The organism is Shewanella sp. HL-SH4 (assembly GCF_051164845.1).
GTDB lineage: Bacteria > Pseudomonadota > Gammaproteobacteria > Enterobacterales > Shewanellaceae > Shewanella > Shewanella glacialimarina.
Window position 1 is genome coordinate 3,425,298 of sequence record NZ_CP195037.1, and the last position, 21,861, is coordinate 3,447,158.

The following is a 21,861-nucleotide window of genomic DNA, read 5'->3' on the forward strand; positions in this document are numbered from 1 at the left end:
TTTTTTTTTAAAGTTTATAGTTTACAAGCACCAGAGATACTTATATTATTCAGCTCGTTCGGAGGGATGGCAGAGTGGTCGAATGCACCGGTCTTGAAAACCGGCAACGGTTTATCCCGTTCTAGGGTTCAAATCCCTATCCCTCCGCCACATTCAACGAGAAAGCCTCATCAGAAATGATGAGGCTTTTTTGTTTTGGCGAAAGATAAGGCTTTAAACCCTAGGTTCCTCTTTATTACAAGTAATCCCTCCGCCACATTCTAATGAAGAGGCGTTATCGAAAGATAAGGCCTTTTTATTTGGGCTAAAAATAGGAATTTAAACCTCTGGGTTCCTCTTTATTACAAGCAAGCTATCCCTCCGCCACATTCAACGACAAAGCCTCATCAGAAATGATGAGGCTTTTTTGTTTGGGCCAATATAGGACGTTGAAGCTATGGTTTCCTCTTTGTGACAAGTTAGCTATCCATTCGCTACATTCCAAGGTTGTTTCATTTTTGACTTTATTAACTTGGCAGTGATTTATGTAAGAGTGTAATCACTGCGAGTGATGGTTTAAGCTAATTTTCATATCAGAAATGACTTTGGCTAATGGGTCTGACAGCTGCATGTAAGGGTTCTATTTGATGTTAATCAGCAATTTTTTGGGGTATTAATGTCTGACTTGTTTTGACTTTGTCATTTAAATAGAGGTACGGCTAACTATAATACTATTTTATGTACTCCCTCAGACAAAAAAAGCATGTAATATTAACAAGTTCTTGGGTTATTTTGACTTGTGTTTTAACCTAAACCAAAGGTTAATAGTCATAGCTAAATCGGCTGTTTTCTGCAGACTGCTAAATTAACGTTCAAAGGACCCGCAATGAACTTCAGTGATAAACCTGACCGCACATCGTCAAAAGCCCATAAATGGGAAAAATATAAAGGTACCGATATACTGCCTATGTGGATTGCTGATACTGAGTTTCGCTGTGCTGAGCCTATTTTGTCTGCCTTACATCAGCGAATTGATGATGGCCTGTTCGGATATACCTCACCGGCTCACGATACCGATGCCTGTGAGGCCGTTGTGGCGTGGTGCCAACGTCAGTATAACTGGAAGATTGATCCTAGTTGGTTAGTCTGGACTCCGGGTGTGGTGCCGGCTTTTAATGTGGCTATTCAAGCATATTGCCAAGCAGGTGATACGATTATCGTACAAACACCCAATTATCCTCCTATATTGGCAGCACCTGCAATTAATCATCTCAACAGAACCTGTATAGGCTCGATAGAAGTGGAAGGACGCTGGACACTTGACTTTAATGCCTTAGAAGCGGCTGCCGCGGATCCTAAAGCCAGCTTATTTATTATGTGTAATCCAATGAATCCGCTTGGTACAGTCTTAAATCAAGCCGAACTCGACACCATTGCAGCAATATGCACAAAGCATGGCGTCATGCTGTGCTCGGATGAAATACACTGCGATTTAATTTTAGATGACGTGCCACATTTGCCTGCCAGTGCGCACCCAGAGTTAGCTGAGCATTCAGTGACATTGATGGCCGCGAGTAAAACCTTTAATATCGCGGGATTAGGTACGTCTTTTGCTATTATTCCCAATGAAAAATTAAGAGCAGCCTTCAGCCATGCTGCCCGGGGCAGGTTACCATCGGTAACCGTCACAGGGCTTACCGCTACTAATGCAGCCTTCAGGCATTGCGATGACTGGCATCAACAACAGCTGGCTTATTTGATAGAAAATCGCGATTATTTAGTCACTGAGATCAACAAAATTGACGGTTTAAAAGCTATCTCACCCGCGGCGACTTTTTTACTCTGGGTTGATGCTAGCGGTTTGCAAGTTACCGATACGCAAGCCTGGTGTGAAGCCAAAGGTGTAGGTCCATCAGCGGGCAGAGACTTTGGTGATAAAGACTATTTTCGCTTAAACTTTGGCTGCTCACGAGATTATTTAGTCGAAGCAATTAAAAAACTGCAGGGCGGAGTCGTTTAACCACAAGCAAAATTTTTTGCGGATAATATCAATATAAAGTAAAAAAGTTGAGCCTTTATCCAGTAGTTAATCGTATGACTATAGAATAAAAATTTACGGAACGTGTTTCAGGATGACCTTACCTATACAAAACGCTCAAGAAATGGCTAAACGATCCGCAATGTTCGTTGAACCTGGTGCATTGCGCAGAACCCCTAAACTCAGCAGTGGCAGTGTGGATGACAAGCGCAAAGAAATCGCGCTTTACTTCACTAATACTTTCGATACCTATTCGCAACTGTTTGATTGTTTGCGCGACGATGCTGGTTTTTATCAAAAACCTATCCCCTTGCGCCACCCGCTTATTTTCTATCTTGGGCATACGGCCACTTTTTTCATCAACAAGCTACTATTAGCAAATCTGATCCCCAATAGGATAAATCCTCATATGGAGTCAATTTTTGCTGTGGGTGTTGATGAAATGAGCTGGGATGATTTGTCCGAGGAAAGTTATGACTGGCCCAGTGTTGCTGCGGTAAAAGACTACCGCGCTAAAGTACGTGCCACAGTATTAACATTAATTGATACCTTGGACCTCGTGCTACCCATTGATTGGGAAAATACCTGGTGGCCTATCGTGATGGGTATTGAGCACGAGCGTATTCACCTTGAGACGTCGTCGGTACTGATTCGCCAGCATGAACTGGCCAAAATCCAGTCATTACCTCAATGGCCTGCTTGCAAAGAGACTGGCCAGGCGCCAAAAAATAAATTGATAAGCGTCGCTGCCGGCTCTGTTAATCTTGGAAAATCCTTTGATAGTGATGTCTATGGCTGGGATAACGAACATGGCCAACATCAGGCAGAGGTCGCTGAATTTAAAGCTAGCCAATATTTAGTCAGCAATCAGGAGTTTCTTGAGTTTGTTGAGGCCGGTGGTTATGAGCAAAATTGTTTCTGGAGCGATGAAGGCCTGGCTTGGCGACAATTTACTGAGGCGAAACACCCAGCATTTTGGCATTGGCATAATGGCTGGCGTTTACGCCTGATGACGGAAGAAATTGATATGGCTTGGGACTGGCCTGCTGAAGTTAACTACCATGAAGCTAAAGCGTTTTGTGAATGGAAAACAGTAGAAACTGGGCAACTGATCCGCATGCCAACGGAAGACGAATGGTATCGCTTGTGTGCAGAAGCAGGCGTCGAAGAGCTGGGTAATAGTAAGGCCGATGCTAACTTGCATCTTGACCATTTTGCATCATGTTGCCCGGTAACGCGCTATCAACATGGTCATTGGTTTGATGTGGTGGGCAATGTGTGGCAATGGACTGAAACGCCTATTTACCCTTTCGATAACTTTAAAGTACATCCACTGTATGACGATTTCACCACGCCAACTTTTGATGGTAAACACAATCTGATCAAAGGTGGCTCATGGATTTCAAGTGGTAACGAATCACGCCTTAGTGCACGTTATGCGTTTAGGCGTCACTTCTTTCAGCACGCAGGATTTCGCTATATTGCCTCTAGTATTGAAGCGACTTCTCCTAAGGCTTATTACGAAAGTAATCAATTATTGTCAGAATACGCAGAGTTTCACTTTGGTGACACTTGGTATGGCGTAGATAATTTTCCTAAAGCCTTAGCTGATATTGCACTTGAGGCAATGAAGGGTAAACCCACAGTTAAAGCCCTTGATTTAGGCTGTGCGTGTGGTCGAGCAAGTTTTGAGTTGGCCCGTCAATTTGATGAAGTAGACGGTATTGATTTCTCAGCAAACTTTACCCGCCTAGCGGCTCAAATGGCGCAGCAAGGTGCAGTGCGTTACGCCCGTGCCGAAGAAGGCGAATTAGTCAGCTATCATACTCGTACCTTGCAAGAATTAGGGTTGCAAGCTTATGCAAACCGCGTAGCATTTCATCAAGGCGACGCCTGTAACCTCAAACCCCAATTCACTTCTTATGATTTAGTGCTGGCAGCAAATTTAATTGATAGGCTCTACCAGCCAAGCCGCTTTTTGGCGGATATCGCACAGCGTATCAATGACGGTGGCTTGCTGATTATTGCATCGCCTTACACTTGGCTGGAAGAGCATACACCCAAGGAAGAGTGGATAGGGGGTTTCAAAAAAGATGGCGAAAACTACAGCACATTAGATGGCTTGAAAGATCAATTATCAAGCCACTTTAAGCTAGTGGGTGAGCCGCGAAAAGTCCCGTTTGTGATCCGTGAAACTCAGCACAAGTTTCAGCATACCTTGTCTGAACTTACGGTTTGGGAACGCTTGCCACGCTGATAAGCGTGTCAATTTCGTCAGCAATCAATTTGTGGTCTACCAGTTGTTCAAACCAGCTGGTGGCCACAGTATCGCTTTGCAAGCCAAGCAAGGTTCCCAGCACTATGCCGCGATGTACGTTGTCACCGCCTAAGTTAGTATTGACTTGCAGTGCTTGCCAAGGATTATGTTGGTATTTACAGGCCAGATACAAGACGACAGGCCAAGAATCTGAAATATAACATGCCCTTGAAAACACTTGGCCGACGACCTGATTGTCGGGCACGTTACGTTTTAACAGACTGGCTAAATTAGTACTGGTTTGGCCTATACTTGCTTCAAGTAAAAGTGCTTTAGCGCCGGCCTCATCCGGGCCATCCAACAGACCACACAAGAGTTGCACGTAGCTATCACATACCTGCATTAAAGATTCATCAGGATGGGTCAAGGCCAGATGCCCTCGGCAGGTAATCTTTATTTCGTCTTCGCTTATGCCTTTAAGTCGTTCTGAAAAAACCAAGGGCGCTATGGTTACCAATGCACCTATGGATGCGGTGTCGTGAGTTATCATCCCACAATTTTCAGGCTTGCGTCCCTGCGCCAAGTTAGCAAAAAATCCTCTGTGGTAGGACTCTGCATAAGTATCTGGATGAGCGGCGGGAGTCATTGTCATAAAGTCAATGTAGGCATTAACAAATGCTTGTCGGTCGTAGCGTTGTGGCGAACGCGCCAGGGTGTGCATCAGCACACGAGCGCAATGGGCGTTAAGGGTATTTTCACCCGCCTGCATGCCTTGATGATAATGCACATTCGGTCTGTCCCAAAACTGCGCCTTATCTTTTAAAATAATATCGCCTACCACTTGCGGCGGCTGATCTTTAGATGCATAGCCCTTAGGCGACCTATCATTGGATTGTCGCCCTCCTTTGTGTTTAGAGTGCAAAGACATAATAGATGAAGGATGAAACTCAGGTGGGGCTTCAAAGCGCTGAATACCACCCGTAAAAGCACGCTCTATTTCTATTGGTTGATAATACCAATGCACCGGCATGGACAAAGCATCAGCAATAAAGCTTGTTTTAAGTGCCCAGGTAACGCGAAGTGGCTGAGAAGGGTTGTGATCCATGGTAATGCCTCTTTTACATGGAATAAAACACGCGCAAATACATTATATACCGCAACAATAGCTTACGAATCGATAACGAATGGGTAATTTTTACCATGTTAATATTGATTAAAAACGTATGTGGTCATCCTTGATACGTCATTTATACCAGACTAGATGTTTTTTTAAGGCAATAGGCTAAATTTACTTTGCAACCATAATCTTCACTCAGACAAGCGCAACAGTTTTTTAGCCAGCTTTGTCTTTGGCGCTAAACGACCACTTACAAAAGATAAAAGGTTTATTTTTGATATCCTGCTTGTTTATAGTTTACCCAATTACTTGTACTGATATACTCAGCTTCATCCCAATTGTTACCATAATGTGCGCCAATGTCTGTAATTACGCCTAACTTACCCCGTAGCCCTAGTTTTTTGCAGTCTCTTATCTGTTTTAGCGTGATTATCATCACCATAGCGGGTGGACTTTTTGGTCTAGGGATCAGCCTGCATACACTAATGTTTCTGTGCCTGTTGTGGGTAGGACTCAACGCTTTTAGTCTTGGTTACGGCTATATACAGATACGTGAGTTGATGACTAACGCCCTCACCAGAGCCATGCCTGCCATCTATATATTTATATTGATCGGTATGGTGATTGCTAGTTGTATGCACAGTGGCACTATCGCCACACTTATTTATTATGGCCTTAGCTGGCTGAGTCCGAGTTTGTTTTTGGCTGTTGGTTTATTACTGTGCGCCCTGATGTCGCTAGCAACTGGAACATCTTGGGGTACCGTCGGCACCTTAGGTGTGGTTTTTATTGGTATCGGCTCTGCCATGAATATTCCACTGCCTTTAGTCGCAGGTATGATTGTTTGCGGTGCCACCTTCGGTGATAAAATGTCGCCGATTTCAGATACCACAAACCTTGCTGCTATGAGTGCTGGCACCGATCTCTATCGACACATTTACGCCATGCTGTTCACTACAACGCCGACTTTTATCCTCACTTTTTTAATATTTTTAGTGATCGGATTTAACTATGGTGAGCAAAATATAGACTTGGCAGAGGTCACCTCAATTCAAACAGCACTCGCCAACAATTACAGCCTTACGCCGCTGATTACCTTATTACCCCTGATTTTACTCGCGGTACTGAGCATTAGAAAAGTGCCCGCTGAAGTGACTATGTCATGCAGCATTATACTTGCCGTGCTAATTGCGATTTTTTATCAGCAACAAAGTGCTATATCTGTGCTTAATGCGCTGTGGGAAAATACGCCCGAATCAACGGGTATCCCCAGTTTAGATGCTTTGCTTGGTCGCGGCGGCATTAGCAGCATGAGCTGGACCTTACTGCTGGCGTTAATGGCCATCGCGCTAGGCGGAATTTTGCACGGCGCGGGATTTCTTAGCGCACTATTAGCTGGCATCATAAAAAGAGTGCAGCGCACCGCTACCCTTATTGCGACAACGATTATGTCCGGCTTCTTAGGTAACATTGCTATGGGCGAGGCCTATATTTCGATTATTTTAAGTTGCCAACTGTTTAAGCCTAAATATGAGCAACAAAATTTAGAGCCAGCCATTCTTTCGCGCTCAGTTGAAGAAGGATCCACTATGACCACAGGTCTTATTCCGTGGACTACGGCCGGTGCCTTTTATACCGCCACACTCGGGGTAGATGTACTTGACTACGCGCCCTATGCTTTTTTCAACTACCTTAATGCCATTGTAGCAGTGGCAATGGCAGCCTTTGGCATTGGTCTTCTCAAACTGAAAACGAAACCTGATGTGGCATAAAGGATATTGTTATCATATAAACCCTCCGGTTTTTTAGTGTTAATACGGTAAAATTTAAGCCAATGCTTGAGTTGAATCGACCTCGGAGGTGTTTAATATTCGTAGACGATGTGGAATATTATTCCTTTTGAATAGGGAGAATATATGAGTGTCTGATTTTCTGACCTAATCGATAAATTCAGCTTTAGTACTAGCTCCAAGGTCGAGGAATTCATAGTGACATTAACCTCTCATTATTCGCCAGCCATCTTCTGCAAAAACTCTAAGCGTTGCTGTTCTTGTTCATCAGGTTGCCATGGCTCATCTGACAGTTGTTCGACAGCAAAATCGCCAAGATCAAAACTAGGCTGCTCGCTATGACCATAACGCGTTAACTCCCCGGGCACACCAGGGCGAAGCTCTAACACAAAAGTCGCTATTTTGAAGGGACCTGAGTGTGTTGCAAGCACGCCTTTATAAGCTTTAAGCATCATTTCAGCACCACCTTCTGAGAGTTTTTCTGAGCTGGTGAGTAAGGCTATTGGTTGGCCGTTTTCATTGTGTAAATTAGCCCGTAAACGATAATAGCCCGCTTGTTCAACGTCTAGTTTGATGGGGATAACCATATCACTGCCTTCTGCCCGAATGTTACCTACTCCGGTGATAGTGGCTGCTGGATAACTATATTCAATGCCTGTTGATATTGTTTGCTTTTTGCCTTTAGCGCTAAACGTTACACTCACTTCTATTGGGCCATCCCACTCTTCTTTCGCGTCGAGCTGTGCAGCCCATTCCCCTTCATCGCCGAGCATATCTTTTTTAGCAAGTATGTCATTACCATAGTTAGTATCAGTACTTTGCTCGCTTTTAAGTGAGACCTTAACAGCCGTTACTGCCATGCCGTTTACGACAAGTTTTACTATTACAGGCTCAGGGTAGCTGAAACGATATTGAGGTAGCACTATGCTAGCGCTGCCGCCGCCTTTTAACATAACGGGCTGTGGCAGGTAATTGTTGGGGTTAAGTAAGTGGCTATCTTCAGCAGTTAATGGCATTGAATAAGAAGGTAACGTTAGCTCATTAGCATAGGCATCTGCCAACAAAGAGAAACTCTCACTAATAGACTCAGGGATTGTTTCTACTTGATATTTTATCTTGGGTTTTACCTGCGAAGTTTGAGCTGGCGGCTGAGTAATAGAAGGCTCCTTTTGGGGGGGAATCAACGCCTGAGCTGGCAATATCGCTGGCTCAGAGGTGAAATACCAATACCCTGCTAGACCTACTAGCAGGGTAATAGCAATAACAAGTTTTTTATTATACTTCTTCACAATGATTAATTAGCCGCCTGATACACAAGTGATGACATACTGGTATTCGCCGAGTTGCTGACTAGTCGATAACGTGAACTAAACACCCACCAACCGCGTTTTTCTTCATAGGTATTAAATTGCAAATTGTCACCATTTAGGTAATTAGCACTGCTGTTAGATGTGGTGACTTCATCTTTGGCACTGTTTAAAATAGTGTCACCATGACTGTAGCCTTCGCTCATTAACATAGGGTAATGATACGGCATAAACTGGCTCGGGCCACTGACAGATTGAAGTTTGCCATCAAATGCGACACTGCGTGAGCAGCTGTTATAACTGCCTACCGATGCTGCACCACAGCTTGAGTGGCTGGCGACTACGCCATCATCTTCACCGGGTAAAAATGCACCCGTAGCCCCAAGAAAGTCAGACCCAGCACCCGCAAAACGTAAGCGGGGTACTCTACTTTCTGGAAAGGGCGCAAGCTGGCGGGCACTATTAACACGTAAATCATTAAGTACACCAATTGTTGATGGTGTTGGAGTGGTGCCTAGCCATAAGGACACTGCAAACCTTAAGGTTGCATCGATAAGTCCTGAGCCATTGGCAACATTGACGGCAAGATCGGCTAATTCAACACCACCACCCGCACCTGCAAAATCGAAGGTGGCCACAATGTTTAATGGCTGCAGACCGGCATTTTGTAACCATAGTGCTTGATTATCAATAATATAACGGGTGACTAAATCACCTGTCGAGTGAGTGACAAACACACAGCCACTGGCACAGGTTCCATCACGGGACATTTGCTGTAATTTAGGCCATACGTAATTGCTAGTGATTTTATTGGCTATACGCTCATGTGATGGCCAATCGATACGTTCATCGGCGCGATCCCGCCAATACTGAGCCCAATATTGATCGCCATTATTACTAACCTGAGTGCCTGTTGGCTTACTTTGTAAGTTGTCGGTTTGAAAGCCATGTACTAATACGACTGGATGGCCACCTACAGCGGCTTGAGCTGCACCACTGAGTAAGCCCGCCAGGAGTAAAAATAGTGATTTATTCATCTGATATCCTTGTCTATGTTCTGCTACTGCGGCCACTATTACGACTAACATTATTGTGTTCAATGAAGGTAATAGTAGCGCTAGCATTTTTATTATAATTAGGGGGTTAATTTAATTTTTTTTACTTTCAGCAATCAACATAGAGGAGAAAAAAAGATTGCAACAGTTAAAAATTAGTCATTTTATGACAATAAAGGGGCTCGTGTTTGAATGTTTTATAGTCAGTTTTATAAAGTTATTTTGAAGGTGTTTACCATAAGTGATTTTAAGGCATGGTTATTGTCAGTTTAAATCAATATTAGGTTAACATTTTATTAACACTGTTGTTTTAAGTTTTTACTCCAATTATTTTAAAAATATAACATTTAACTAATTATTACCTAAATATCCCGCCTCGTTAACATCAAAAGCAAGCTTGTGCAGATTTTTATATAATGAAATCGTTTTGATATCAGAGGGATGGTTTTTAACGTTATAACTTTATGTACCATTCCCGATACAAAATAAAATTTTTTGTTTCTCTGCCTAGCATAAAACCTACTCTGTGCAATACTTTATTTTAGTGACGATTACATTTTGGTAACAAATTGTTGTTGAGTCATTATGATAGCTTTAAAAAATATCTAAACGTATTTAGGTTCCCTTTATGGAATGACTGAACCATTAGAATGGATGAATTCAATCGTTTACGATGGTGACATTTTATGAGCCTACAAATTAAACATAAGATGCTGTTAAGCTCTTTAATTCCACTTGCACTGCTTATTTGTATCTGTGGCATTGCCATTAATATGATGGGTAAAATTGAGCAAGGGGTGGTACGAATATACCATGATAGAGTGGTGCCTCTTGAGGACTTAAAAGTCATTGGAGACGATTATGCTGTGTATGTTATTGATGCTATCAATAAAGCAAACGCCGGAGATTTTAGTGCACAAGATGCAGCTGATGCATTGAGAAATGCTAGAAAAAATATTGAGACTCTTTGGACTAAATATATGGCGACTGAACTGACAACAGAAGAAGCCCGTTTAGTTAAAGAAGCTAATGCGATGTTTGTGCCTGCTGACAGGCAAATAGATATGTTAATCAGTAAACTCAATACATTATCAGGCAATATATCCGGACAATTAAGTTCAGATATTATCCCTTTGTATCAAGTAATAGATCCTATTAGCGGTAAAATAGCAGAACTAGTATCACTGCAGATACAAGTTGCCGGAAATGAAACGCAAGCTGTGAATGAGGTTTACAATGCTTCTGTGAACTTATTTCTCTTTCTAACCGCAATCGCGATAATTGCTAGCATCATATTGAGCCGATGGGTAAGAACAAGTGTAATGTCACCTATTACCGATATCCTTTCTAAGTTAAAAGTGATTAAAAAAGACTCTGACTTAACCTTAGTTTTTAAGCAGTTTAATGATGATGAGTTGGGCCAAATATCTATTAATTTAACCGGAGTCATTGAACATTTGAGGGGGATTCTTGAGTCAATATCTGATGCGGCGAATACGATTAATAGTTCTGCTGATAGCTTGAATGATTTTACCCGAGAAACTAACAACCGGATGCAAAAACAGCAGTGTGAAACTGAGCAAACAGCTGCAGCGATGAACCAAATGACTGCAACGGTTGCTGAGGTTGCTCAAAGTACGACAGCTGCTGCAGACTCTGCCCAGAATGCCGACAGTCATGCCCAAAATGGTGATCTAATCGTTCAACAGTCTATTAAAAGTATGTCACTTTTGTCGACTAAAATTCAGCAAACATCTGAGGTTATTACACACCTTGCTAGTGAAAGCCAAAATATAGGACAAGTGCTGGACGTGATTAAAAGTATTGCTGAACAAACTAATTTACTTGCGTTAAATGCTGCTATTGAGGCTGCGAGAGCCGGCGAACAAGGTCGCGGTTTTGCGGTTGTTGCCGATGAAGTGCGTACCTTAGCTAAGCGTACTCAAGAGTCTACACTGCAGATTGAAATCATGATTGATAACTTGCAACAAGGGGTAAAAAAAGCGGTTATTTCTATGGAGTCAGGCGTAGGACAGGTGAATGAAGCTAACAAAAACACAAATTTAGCTGGCGATGCGCTAAAAGAAATTGTCTCTTCGGTTGATAACATTACCGAGTTAAACACCCATATTGCTACGGCAGCAGAAGAACAATCGAGTGTGGCAGAAAGTATCAATCGCAGCATTATAGCTATCAGTGATATTGCCCAGCACTCGACTATGGCAGCAGAGCAATTAAGTCATTCAGTGAATAATTTATCAAAGCTTGCGAGTACCATGCGTGCTCAGGTTGGAACATTTATATTGCATTGATTACCATGGCGTAAATTTTTACTATAATTAAGTTATTAACTTTATGCTGTAACTTGAGATTGATTTTAAACAATATCCTCATTTATGAATTAAATTTATTAATGGTTTATGCTGTTAACTGAATGATTGACGTTATGCGTCTACAATGAATCAATATAAAAATAGCTCCACAAATAAAAGAGCCCAGATTAACCTGTGGCTCTTTTATGTTTACAGACGGGAGTGCTGATTTAATTCAATTAGCTTACGCTCGCATCGATTTTTCACCACGAGATAGCCCCACCACGCCTGAGCGAGACACTTCAATCACCTTAGTGACTTCTGTTAAGGCACCAATAAAGGCATCAACTTTATCACTGGTTCCAGCCATTTGTATGGTGTAAAGGCTTGCTGTTACATCAACTATTTGGCCGCGAAAAATATCCGCAGTACGTTTAACTTCTTCACGCACATCACCAATAGCTTTGACCTTGACCAGAGCTAGCTCGCGTTCAATGTGCGCGGCCTCAGTAATGTTAGCCACTTTTAGAATATCAATAAGCTTATGCAGTTGTTTTTCAATTTGCTCTAACACTTTTGCATCCGCTATCACGGTAATGTTTAGACGTGACAGTGTGTTATCTTCCGTTGGTGCAACGGTTAAGCTTTCAATGTTGTAACCACGTTGTGAAAACAAGCCTACAACGCGAGAAAGTGCACCGGGTTGGTTTTCAAGTAATACAGAAATAATACGACGCATTAGCTTTTCTCCGTTTTGCTTAACCACATTTCGTTCATTGCTCCACCGCGAATTAGCATTGGATAAACGTGTTCTGTCTCATCAACACTAATATCTACAAATACTAATCGATCTTTTATGGCTAATGCTTCGGCCAATTTTGACTCTAGCTCTTTTGGATCGCTAATTGTTATGCCTACATGGCCATAAGCTTCGGCAATTTTGGCAAAATTAGGCACAGAATCCATGTAGGAGTGCGAATGGCGACCAGAATAAATCATATCTTGCCATTGTTTTACCATGCCCAAAAAGCGGTTATTCAAGTTGATAATTTTAACAGGGGTATCATATTGCAGTGCCGTTGATAGCTCTTGAATATTCATTTGAATAGAACCATCGCCAGTAACGCACACGACGGTTTCGTCTGGGAATGCCATTTTGACGCCCATGGCGGCAGGTAAACCAAAGCCCATAGTGCCTAAACCACCAGAGTTGATCCAACGACGTGGTTTATCAAACGGGTAATAAAGGGCGGCGAACATCTGATGCTGACCGACATCCGAGGCGACATAAGCGTCACCATTGGTTAGCTTATATAAGGTTTCGATAACTTGCTGCGGTTTTATGCGATCAGTCGTTCTATCAAACTCTAAACACTCTTGAGCGCGCCATTGAGTAATTTGTTGCCACCAAGCATCTAATGCCTCGGTATCATTCTTACCTTTGGTGCTGGCTAACAATTCAAGCATGGTATCAAGGATGTTATCTGCTGAACCTACAATCGGAATATCTACGCGTACGGTTTTTGAAATAGATGCAGGGTCGATATCTATGTGTAAAATAGTGGCGTTAGGGCAATATTTATCAACATTATTGGTTGTACGATCATCAAAACGTACCCCAATACCAAATATCAAATCACAATTATGCATAGCATTGTTGGCTTCAAATGTGCCATGCATGCCTAACATGCCTAAGCTTTGTTGATGAGTCCCAGGGAAAGCGCCTAAGCCCATTAATGTGCAAATTACCGGAATATTAAGCTGCTCAGCAAGTGACAATATTTGTTTGTCACACTCTGAAATAATCGCGCCACCACCCACATAAAGAACCGGTTTTTTGGCCGCTAATAAGGCTTGGAGTCCACGGCGGATTTGACCTTTGTGACCGGTAGTCGTTGGATTATATGAACGCATTTTTACGCTGTCTGGATAGACATAATCATAAAGGTTATCAGGACTTAGGCAGTCTTTTGGTAAATCGATAACCACAGGCCCAGGGCGACCAGTAGAGGCGATAAAAAATGCTTTTTTAACGATTTCAGGAATATCAGCAGGGTTTTTTACTAAAAAGCTGTGTTTAACGATGGGCCTAGAAATACCAATCATGTCACACTCTTGGAATGCGTCATTACCAATGAGTGAGCTTGGTACCTGACCAGATAACACCACTAAGGGGATAGAGTCCATGTAGGCTGTTGCAATACCGGTAATGGCATTGGTTGCACCAGGACCTGAGGTTACCAGTACCACGCCAACTTTACCCGTGGCGCGAGCATAACCATCTGCCATGTGAACCGCGGCTTGCTCGTGACGAACTAATATATGTTCTACACCAGCTATTTTGTGGAGGGCATCATAGATATCTAAAACAGAACCACCCGGGTAACCAAAAATATGGCTAACACCTTCATCTATTAGTGAGCGCACAATCATACTGGCGCCAGAAAGCTTTTCCATGAAATCAATCCTCTTAAGTTACCGTTATGGTAAACAGTATCTTGCATACAACGACGGTAATCGTTCTAAAAAATAAACTTAAACGGTTATTTAAGTCTGTTAAAGGGTAAGACGTACCTTAAACCCATTATCCGCTCTGCAGAACGTATGAGCTTTATCATATGTAAATCTATATTTACTGCAAGTGTTTTGTTTATTTTTTTAATTAATTTGAAAATATTTCATATTTAATCTAGGTGGAAGGATTGTTGTCACCAGAGTATGTTGGATTAGACAAACAAAAAAGCCATCAAACGCTTGGTTGATGGCTTTGTGGAATTTACGCGTTAACTTACCAACGATAGTTATCAGTTATCAGTAAGAGTGTGATATTTGCTTTGATAATTTTGTAATACCTGACACGCGGCAACCATTAAAATGGCCACTAACATTAAGCTGGCGAATGGCACTGCTGTACCAGTATAGAAATAGGCGAGTAATGGACCTGCTGTTGCCCCAAAACCAAATCGTAATGTACCAATAACCGCAGTAGCCGTGCCGGTTTCTTGCTTAAATTTCATTAGCACAATCGCATCAGCATTCACTGACATAATCCCTAATGCACCCATTAGTGGGATCAGCATTATCACTGTAAAGTGATAACTTAAATCAAACACATTCACCAGCACTAAACCAATGGCGGCAATAGTCGCAAAAAAAGTACCGACATGTAACATACGCTTTGAGCCATAACGACTGACAATACGTGAGTTAACAATGTTGGCTAACATTAATGCACCCACATTAGAGCTGAATAGAATGGCAAATAGCGACTTGTCTAATTCAAACACTTCCATGTATACAAATGGAGATGCAGTTAAATAACAGAAAAATGCAAAAGAGGTCAGTACACCACTGGTGATATGTAATTTTACACCTTGGCGAGAGAACACTGTGTAATAAGATCGAAAAAAAGATTTTTGGCTACGTTGTTCCAAATCAGTATCACTGGGCATTTTTAACTTTGTTAACACAATGATAAGTAATAATGCCGCGTAAAAGCTTAATACAAAAAAGATTAAGTGCCAGTCACCCAGCTCTAATATAAAGCTGCCTATTGTCGGGGCTATTAACGGCGCTAACATCATAATTAAACTAACGTAAGACATGCCTTTGGCAGTATTGTCACCGTAGATTTCTTTAATATAACCTGGCACCACAACGGTGGCTGCTGCGCCGATAAAGGCTTGAAAAAAGCGCAGCACAAGAAAATGCTCTATGGTTTGACTGAATCCAAGCAGTAAGCTGATTACACTAAAACCGATTAACCCAGTAATCACTAATGGCTTACGGCCAACTCTGTCAGCAATCGGGCCAAAAGTCAGCATGCCTAACGCATAGCCTGCCAGGTAAATACTTAGCGATTGCTGAACCATGGTCACATCGGTGCCAAAACCTTTTGCCAAAGTTGACATGGCAGGTAAGTACATATCAATTGCTAAGGGCGTTATCGCAACGATTGCCGCTAACATAGGAAGTAGCATTGCTAAATGCGGGAAAGTGTTTAGGGCAGCTTTGTTTGAAGATTGAGACACAAAAACCTCAGGAAATTATAGAGAAGCCATTTGGAGCAAATAAATGAAAAATGATATTTCAGTAGAGTAGTTTAACATGTAATAGGTGCTTTGGATTTGAGATTTGTAATCAAAAGTATCAATTTTTCTCATCCTCTTAAAGCACCTTGTTAATATCCACTAAGGGCAATTATCGGTTAATGCTGCACAGGTTCATTTTTATGTCACATTTCTGTGCTAGAAAAAAATTACACAAGTTGCTGTAATTTTTCCAATAAAAACCTATCATTGCTGCACTAGCTTTAATGACAAGGAAACTGCTGTGTTGTCACGTTTGTATGAGTTTATGCCAGGTTTAAATACACTTATTAACTATGAGCGAAAGTGGTTTGCGGATGATGTTAAAGCGGCATTATCAGTTGCTGCTGTAGCGCTTCCGGTTGCAATTGCTTATGCCCAACTTACCGGTGTTAACGCTGCTGTTGGCTTATACTCCTGCGTCTTACCTATGATGATATATGCTTTGTTTGGCACCTCAAGGCAACTTATTGTTGGGCCTGACGCAGCGACTTGTGCTGTTATTGCAGCAGTGGTTACGCCACTGGCGGCCGGCGACAGTGTTAAGCATTGGCAACTGGTTATGACCATGACCGCAATGACCGGGTTTTGGTGTTTAATTGCTAGCCGATTTAAATTAGGGGTATTGGCTGATTTTCTGTCCAAGCCAATTTTAATGGGGCTATTAAATGGTGTGGCAATTACCATTATTGTTGGTCAGTTTTCAAAAATATTCGGTTTCACTTTCGACGAAAGATACTTACTTGAACGTTTAGGTGGCGCACCTACTTATTTGTCAAAAACACATGTTCCCACCCTACTAATGGCTATATTAACAGTGGCGATTTATTTTGGCATGAAACGGCTTAGGCCAAGCTGGCCCTCATCAATGTTTGCCATCGCGTTTGGGGCGATATTAGTTTGGCTGTTTAACCTTGAGCAATTTGATGTCAAAACCATAGGGGAAGTAGCAGGAGGATTACCTTTGTTTCAAGCGCCAGAATTTAACGTTGGTATTATACGCGAACTTGTTATGCCTGCACTTAACTTAGCGGTAGTCAGCTTTGTTAGTATGATGCTGACTGCCCGCAGTTTTGCGGCCAAAAATGGTTATGACATTGATGCAGATAAAGAGTTTAGAGCACTGGGGCTGGCGAATATAGCCTCAGCATTATCACAGGGATTTGCAGTAAGTGGCGCTGACTCCCGTACCGCGGTGAATGATGCTAATGGTGGTAAAACACAATTAGTGTCAATTATTGCTGCGGCGATTATTGCCATTATTGCTATTTTTCTGACTGCGCCGCTGGAATTTATTCCAAGTGCTGCGCTCGGGGTAGTGTTGGTGATAGCGTCAGTACATCTTTTAGATTTAAAAGCTGTGTGGCAATTAAGATTACGCGACAAACAAGCCTTTTACTTAGCATCAATTACCTTATTTGCGGTATTGTTTATCGGTGTTATCCCTGGGATTACATTGGCCGTGTTATTGGGTTTGTTCCAATTTATTCGAACAGTTATGCGCCCAACTGATCAGGTTTTAGGGGTAGATATAAAAGGGGTGATCAGAAGTTTAGATAGCAGTGACAAAGCGAAACCTGTGGCTGGTATTTTCATCTATCGATTCAATTCACCGTTAACTTACTTTAATTCAGGTTATTTTAAACGTCGATTGTTAGAGCAATACGCAAGACAAAAAGGCGATATAAAATGCGTTATTATTGATGCTGTGCCGTGTTTTACTCATTTAGATTTAAGTGTAATGGCAATGCTTGCCGATTTAGATGCGATTTTTAAAAAACGCGGTGTACGGCTTGAGCTGGCAGGTAGAAAGCGCCAATTACGTTCATGGTTCGAACAGACCGGGATGAAGTCTGGCAATGAGGGTATTTATATCCGTTCAGATCTGTACCTAGCGTTAAAAGTGAATCAAAGTGAGCAAGCAGCAGATGAGGCATTGCAGGAACACACACTTGATATAGGGCTCGAACAAGCTGAGCAAAATAAGGCCGTGTTGACCCATAGTCAGATATAGAGTCGGTCCTCAGGTTAAACTGAGGACGTTTAGGTTTAGACGCAGGTTTAAGTCTAGGTACAGGGTATGTACGTTATCAAGTTTGACCTTGAAACATCATTAACTACTGATAGTCGAAGATAACTTCTACAGGTAAACCTTCAATGGATACTGGAAGTGAATCATCGGGCGTTAGAATTATTTTTAACACCGCCTTATCTCCTTCAAAAGGCCCTGATAACTGCTGCGGTAATCGACTCACTAATTCAGTCGGCTCAGATATTTTCGCTCTAAGTTCACTTCCGTCAGGCAACTTGATTGTTGCCTGCTGGCCTATTTGCGCATGGCTAAAATATTTAGGTGTTAGGTAAGCTGTAATAACAGGTATTTTGCGACCAGATATCAGTAGCATGGGTTGATTCTCAACAATATACTCCCCCGGCTGAACCATTATGTCGACTATTTGGCTGTCAAATGGTGCCGTATTCGTTAGCTGAGTTTTAATGGCAATTAAGCTTGCAAGTTCTAATTCAATTTCGTTTTTAGATAATGTCACACTGCCAGCTGAAGCGAGTATTTGTTGGCGCTGTTTTTCTTGTGCTAAATCGGCTTTCGACTTCGCTAACTCCATTTTAGAAGCAATATAGGTTTGATGAACCATTGCCATTTCTGAGGATGCAATTAGACCTTTATTTTTTTGCTGTAAGTCTTGATACTGTTTTACCAATAGCGCTTGTGCTGTCACTCCCTCTTCAGCTATTGATATTCTCTCTCTCAGTCGTCCTAAAATAGCATTGTCCAAGCTAATATCCTCACGTTCAAATTGACCTAGATGATCTTTCAGTTTCGTTATTTTAGCGTTGAGTTGTGGGTTTGATATGGTAAGAATAACATCGCCTTTTTTTACTTTGTTACCGCCTCTGACGTTTAAATTAACTAGTACCCCACTATAAGGCGATCTTACCTCTAGTGGTTCAGTGGTGATTATTCCGTTAGCTAGAATAAATATTTCAGGGCGAATTAAAACCCAAGATATTAATATTAAGGGGATAATTACTAGAAGTAGCAATAGGTACCAGCGCGTTTTAAAACCACTACGTTTAGCGCCTGCATAAGGTACTTTTAATCCGTTATCCGTTTGGGGCTTACTTGACTTAGGTGATGCGTTATAACTGACTTTCACTAAAATTTTCTCCCGCGTTTTAACACCCACCAAGGTGCCATAGAGCTTTCTTCATGCGAACGACGTATCATTTCATTCAATAGGGCAAACAAACACACCATTCTCATAAACAGTGCGTAAAAAGGGTAAAGTGGTAGCCATTTTATTAAAGATAAGTCTTGTTTTAGACGCTCTGAAATAGCACAGAGCACAAAGAGGTAAAAAAATAGAAGGATAGTGAAGTAAATGGTGTAAATCACCAAGGAAATAGAAACAACAAATTGCCAAGGATATAATGCCACTATTCCGACACTGTAAATAAAAATAACAAATGGCATTAATACATTTTGTAAAAAACCATATATTAAGGTGAATATGAAGGTGCTAAACCCTAACAGCTTTGGCGTAAATGCCGGCCAATGTTTTCTGAAGTACAGAAAAAGCAAATCGCCATCCCAGCGTAATCGCTGCCATACAAGCTCTTTTAAGGTAACTGGGGCATCAGTATGACCTATCGCCAAAGTAGCAAAGGGAATACGCCACTGGGGATGTCTTTTAAAATACTGTTTTATTCGAATTGTTAAATCTAAATCTTCTGCGGTATGAGTGTCCCAGCCACCAATTTGAATTAAGAAAGTTCGGCGAAATGCACCAAAAGCACCAGAAATATTATTGATAAGATTCCATTGGCTTAACCCCGTTTTCCCACCTTGCATGGAGATTAAATATTCAATTGCTTGCATCCGAGTCACAATCGATTGAGAAACATTTCGTACTCTTAGTGCACCGCCAAGGGCCGGGACGTTTGGGTCTTCAAAATATGGCACCACCTGGCTGACCATATCATTATCAAATGAAGTATCAGCATCTGCATTGATCACTATTTCACCACTGGCAAAATGCAGTCCTGCATTTAAAGTTGATACTCGGCCACCTCTTTGCCATTTAGGTAAAACAATCACTTTTCTATTGGGTAGGCTACAGGCCTTTGCCGATTGAAGTGCCGATTCATAAGTGAGTGCATTTTGCACTGCACCATCAACTACCGCAATAATCTCAATATCTCCGGAATAGGTTTGTTCAATGAGCGATGAAATTGTACTCATTACCGCTTTGCCTTCAGCGTAACAGGTAATAATACAAGATACTTTAGGTTGATAAATGGAGGCTTTAGGCGTTTTAATAAACGTCACATAATGAAAGCGCAAAATGCCACTGATAACTATCATCATCAAAGGCAATTCATAAATGAATATTAACGGTAATAACCAAATGAAAAACAGCATGTGGTTAGCGAGCTGATACCAAATATCTGCAAAGATATACAATATAGTATGCAGTTCACTCATATGGTTATAGACTTTGCTGTCAGAATTTGGTCTGTCAGCCAATCTTCAACATTATCGCTTATCTCTGTGGGCAAACTGATGGCCTTAACGGTAAATTCAATATTTGATTTGTCTTGATACTCTTTTACATTGAGTAGTTTTGAGTAAATGGATTGCAACTGTTTTGTATTTGTCATCGGGAGCAATATTAACAGGCCATTATCGGTGTAGTTTGTACACGCATCGGTTACTCGAACAATACTTCTTAATCTGTCTTGAAAAGCATCCAATTGCATTAGAGCCTTCGCTTCACCTTCAGATTGTAAAAATTGATTAAAATTAATCAGCTGTATACACAGTAAGGTATGGGTATGTTTATGCCTTTTAGCTAATTTGTTTTGCCAATCAATTAACCATAACAACTGCTGCAGACTCATTTGCTCTCCTGCAGAGAGTGAAAACAAAGTGTGCTTTTTACCTTGAATTGCCAAGATTCGTCCTTGGCTAGTCAGCTTGAATCCATATACATTTCTAACATGCAGAGCATCAATCGCATGGGCTTGTCCACATTGTAAACATTCAGCTTCAACCTGTGCTTCGACAAAAATATGTTCACAATTATTACAGTGCTGATTTTCTATTGGGCGGTCATAATCCACCCCGATATGGCGTAAATGTTGTAAACAATTAGGGCACTGTAAGCTGGTTAATTTTTTAAAGTCGTCTTTGGCGCCCACATGACCACAATTGAAGCAGTGCAAACTGCTACGATTACCAATATCAATATTTTTACAACTTGGACATATATCAATGTAATTTAAATGGCCGCAATGACAGTCTGGGCATAGTCTGATCCGATTGACTAAATGGTCGGTTTCAATCCAGTTATTTTGTCTAATACCATTTAACCATGAAAAACAATCTTCAGGGGCTATTCCCCAAGCTTGCAATAGTGGATAAACATAGAGTCGCGAGCTTTGAGGTTGGCGCATTGGTTCAAGAATACTGTTGCTATGTAACCACATATAACAAAGTAGTTTAAACGCTAAATTATCTTGATAATCCAGTTTTACGAGTGCAGACTTTTCTAAAAAGGTGTCAAGCTGAGTGGTGACATTTTGAGTTAACATCCCATTGGATAAATATGGAGACAGCTTGCTTTCCTTAACAACAAGCAAAAGGCAAAGCGAGAACTTATCATCTTTTCTAATTGCATCGAGTTGCTTATCTTGTTGCTCCTCTGGTAGCGACAACACAATAAGAGCAGGTTTTAGACCGCTCGATTTGAATTCATCAAACGAGGTGAAATGTTGAAAGTCTAACGGCCAATCTTCATTTGATAAATGGCCCACCCAGCAAAGAGTGGATTCACAATACCTTTTATCCGCACCATGGTGCACATCGCTTAGCATAACAATCTCAGTATTAAATATTT

General features: G+C 41.6%; 14 protein-coding genes and 1 tRNA gene. 6 read left to right on the top strand and 9 right to left on the bottom strand.

Features of this window, described 5'->3' with window-relative positions; translation table 11 throughout:
• Positions 1-60 precede the first annotated feature (60 nt).
• The 3 genes from ACRWQL_RS16070 to ovoA all read left to right on the top strand — a co-directional run bounded on the left by ACRWQL_RS16070 (position 61) and on the right by ovoA (position 4,274).
• Positions 61-150 (top strand) — tRNA-Ser (locus tag ACRWQL_RS16070).
• A gap of 715 nt (positions 151-865) precedes the next feature.
• Complete coding sequence (locus ACRWQL_RS16075) at positions 866-1,999, top strand: MalY/PatB family protein (protein WP_434951024.1); 1,134 nt, start codon at positions 866-868, stop codon at positions 1,997-1,999.
• Positions 2,000-2,111: 112 nt separating this feature from the next.
• Positions 2,112-4,274: a 5-histidylcysteine sulfoxide synthase gene (ovoA, locus tag ACRWQL_RS16080; RefSeq protein ID WP_434951026.1), complete on the top strand. Its 2,163-nt coding sequence runs from the start codon at positions 2,112-2,114 to the stop codon at positions 4,272-4,274.
• On the opposite strand, the gene ACRWQL_RS16085 is transcribed toward ovoA, so the two are convergent.
• The gene (locus ACRWQL_RS16085; RefSeq protein WP_434951028.1) at positions 4,246-5,379 is read right to left on the bottom strand and encodes an ADP-ribosylglycohydrolase family protein; all 1,134 of its coding nucleotides are present in this window, start codon (positions 5,377-5,379) and stop codon (positions 4,246-4,248) included. The two genes, ovoA and ACRWQL_RS16085, sit on opposite strands and share 29 nt — an antisense overlap.
• A gap of 371 nt (positions 5,380-5,750) precedes the next feature.
• On the opposite strand from ACRWQL_RS16085, the gene nhaC reads away from it, so the two are divergent.
• Positions 5,751-7,163, top strand: a complete 1,413-nt coding sequence (gene nhaC / locus ACRWQL_RS16090; protein WP_434951029.1) for a Na+/H+ antiporter NhaC — start codon at positions 5,751-5,753, stop codon at positions 7,161-7,163.
• A gap of 233 nt (positions 7,164-7,396) precedes the next feature.
• Here the strand turns inward: nhaC and ACRWQL_RS16095 are convergent, their stop codons facing one another.
• Positions 7,397-8,470, bottom strand: a complete 1,074-nt coding sequence (locus ACRWQL_RS16095) for a hypothetical protein (protein WP_434951031.1) — start codon at positions 8,468-8,470, stop codon at positions 7,397-7,399.
• A gap of 5 nt (positions 8,471-8,475) precedes the next feature.
• Positions 8,476-9,525, bottom strand: coding sequence for a hypothetical protein (locus ACRWQL_RS16100; protein ID WP_434951033.1), 1,050 nt, complete (start codon positions 9,523-9,525; stop codon positions 8,476-8,478).
• Positions 9,526-10,229: 704 nt separating this feature from the next.
• Between ACRWQL_RS16100 and ACRWQL_RS16105 the strand changes: the two genes are divergently transcribed.
• Positions 10,230-11,855, top strand: a complete 1,626-nt coding sequence (locus ACRWQL_RS16105; protein WP_434951035.1) for a methyl-accepting chemotaxis protein — start codon at positions 10,230-10,232, stop codon at positions 11,853-11,855.
• A 244-nt stretch (positions 11,856-12,099) separates the two neighbouring features.
• Here the strand turns inward: ACRWQL_RS16105 and ilvN are convergent, their stop codons facing one another.
• The 3 genes from ilvN to ACRWQL_RS16120 all read right to left on the bottom strand — a co-directional run bounded on the left by ilvN (position 12,100) and on the right by ACRWQL_RS16120 (position 15,835).
• On the bottom strand, positions 12,100-12,594 hold the full coding sequence (gene ilvN / locus ACRWQL_RS16110; RefSeq protein ID WP_226414341.1) for an acetolactate synthase small subunit: 495 nt from the start codon (positions 12,592-12,594) through the stop codon (positions 12,100-12,102).
• Positions 12,594-14,312, bottom strand: coding sequence for an acetolactate synthase 3 large subunit (locus tag ACRWQL_RS16115; protein ID WP_434951037.1), 1,719 nt, complete (start codon positions 14,310-14,312; stop codon positions 12,594-12,596). Before ACRWQL_RS16115 ends, ilvN begins: the two co-directional genes overlap by 1 nt.
• 347 nt (positions 14,313-14,659) lie before the next feature.
• Positions 14,660-15,835, bottom strand: coding sequence for a multidrug effflux MFS transporter (locus ACRWQL_RS16120; RefSeq protein WP_434953407.1), 1,176 nt, complete (start codon positions 15,833-15,835; stop codon positions 14,660-14,662).
• 376 nt (positions 15,836-16,211) lie between these two features.
• On the opposite strand from ACRWQL_RS16120, the gene ACRWQL_RS16125 reads away from it, so the two are divergent.
• Entirely contained in the window at positions 16,212-17,957 is a 1,746-nt protein-coding gene (locus ACRWQL_RS16125) for a SulP family inorganic anion transporter (RefSeq protein WP_434953408.1), read from the top strand.
• Between the two features lie 103 nt (positions 17,958-18,060).
• On the opposite strand, the gene ACRWQL_RS16130 is transcribed toward ACRWQL_RS16125, so the two are convergent.
• Genes ACRWQL_RS16130 through ACRWQL_RS16140 form a run of 3 tightly spaced genes read right to left on the bottom strand, consistent with a single transcriptional unit; the run spans position 18,061 to position 21,838 of the window.
• A complete protein-coding gene (locus ACRWQL_RS16130; protein WP_434951039.1) occupies positions 18,061-19,119 on the bottom strand; it encodes an HlyD family secretion protein in 1,059 nt (352 codons plus the stop codon).
• A complete protein-coding gene (locus ACRWQL_RS16135; protein ID WP_434951041.1) occupies positions 19,119-20,447 on the bottom strand; it encodes a glycosyltransferase family 2 protein in 1,329 nt (442 codons plus the stop codon). The genes ACRWQL_RS16130 and ACRWQL_RS16135 overlap by 1 nt, the downstream gene beginning before the upstream one ends.
• A complete protein-coding gene (locus tag ACRWQL_RS16140; RefSeq protein WP_434951043.1) occupies positions 20,444-21,838 on the bottom strand; it encodes a diguanylate cyclase domain-containing protein in 1,395 nt (464 codons plus the stop codon). The genes ACRWQL_RS16135 and ACRWQL_RS16140 overlap by 4 nt, the downstream gene beginning before the upstream one ends.
• Between the last annotated feature and the right edge of the window lie 23 nt (positions 21,839-21,861).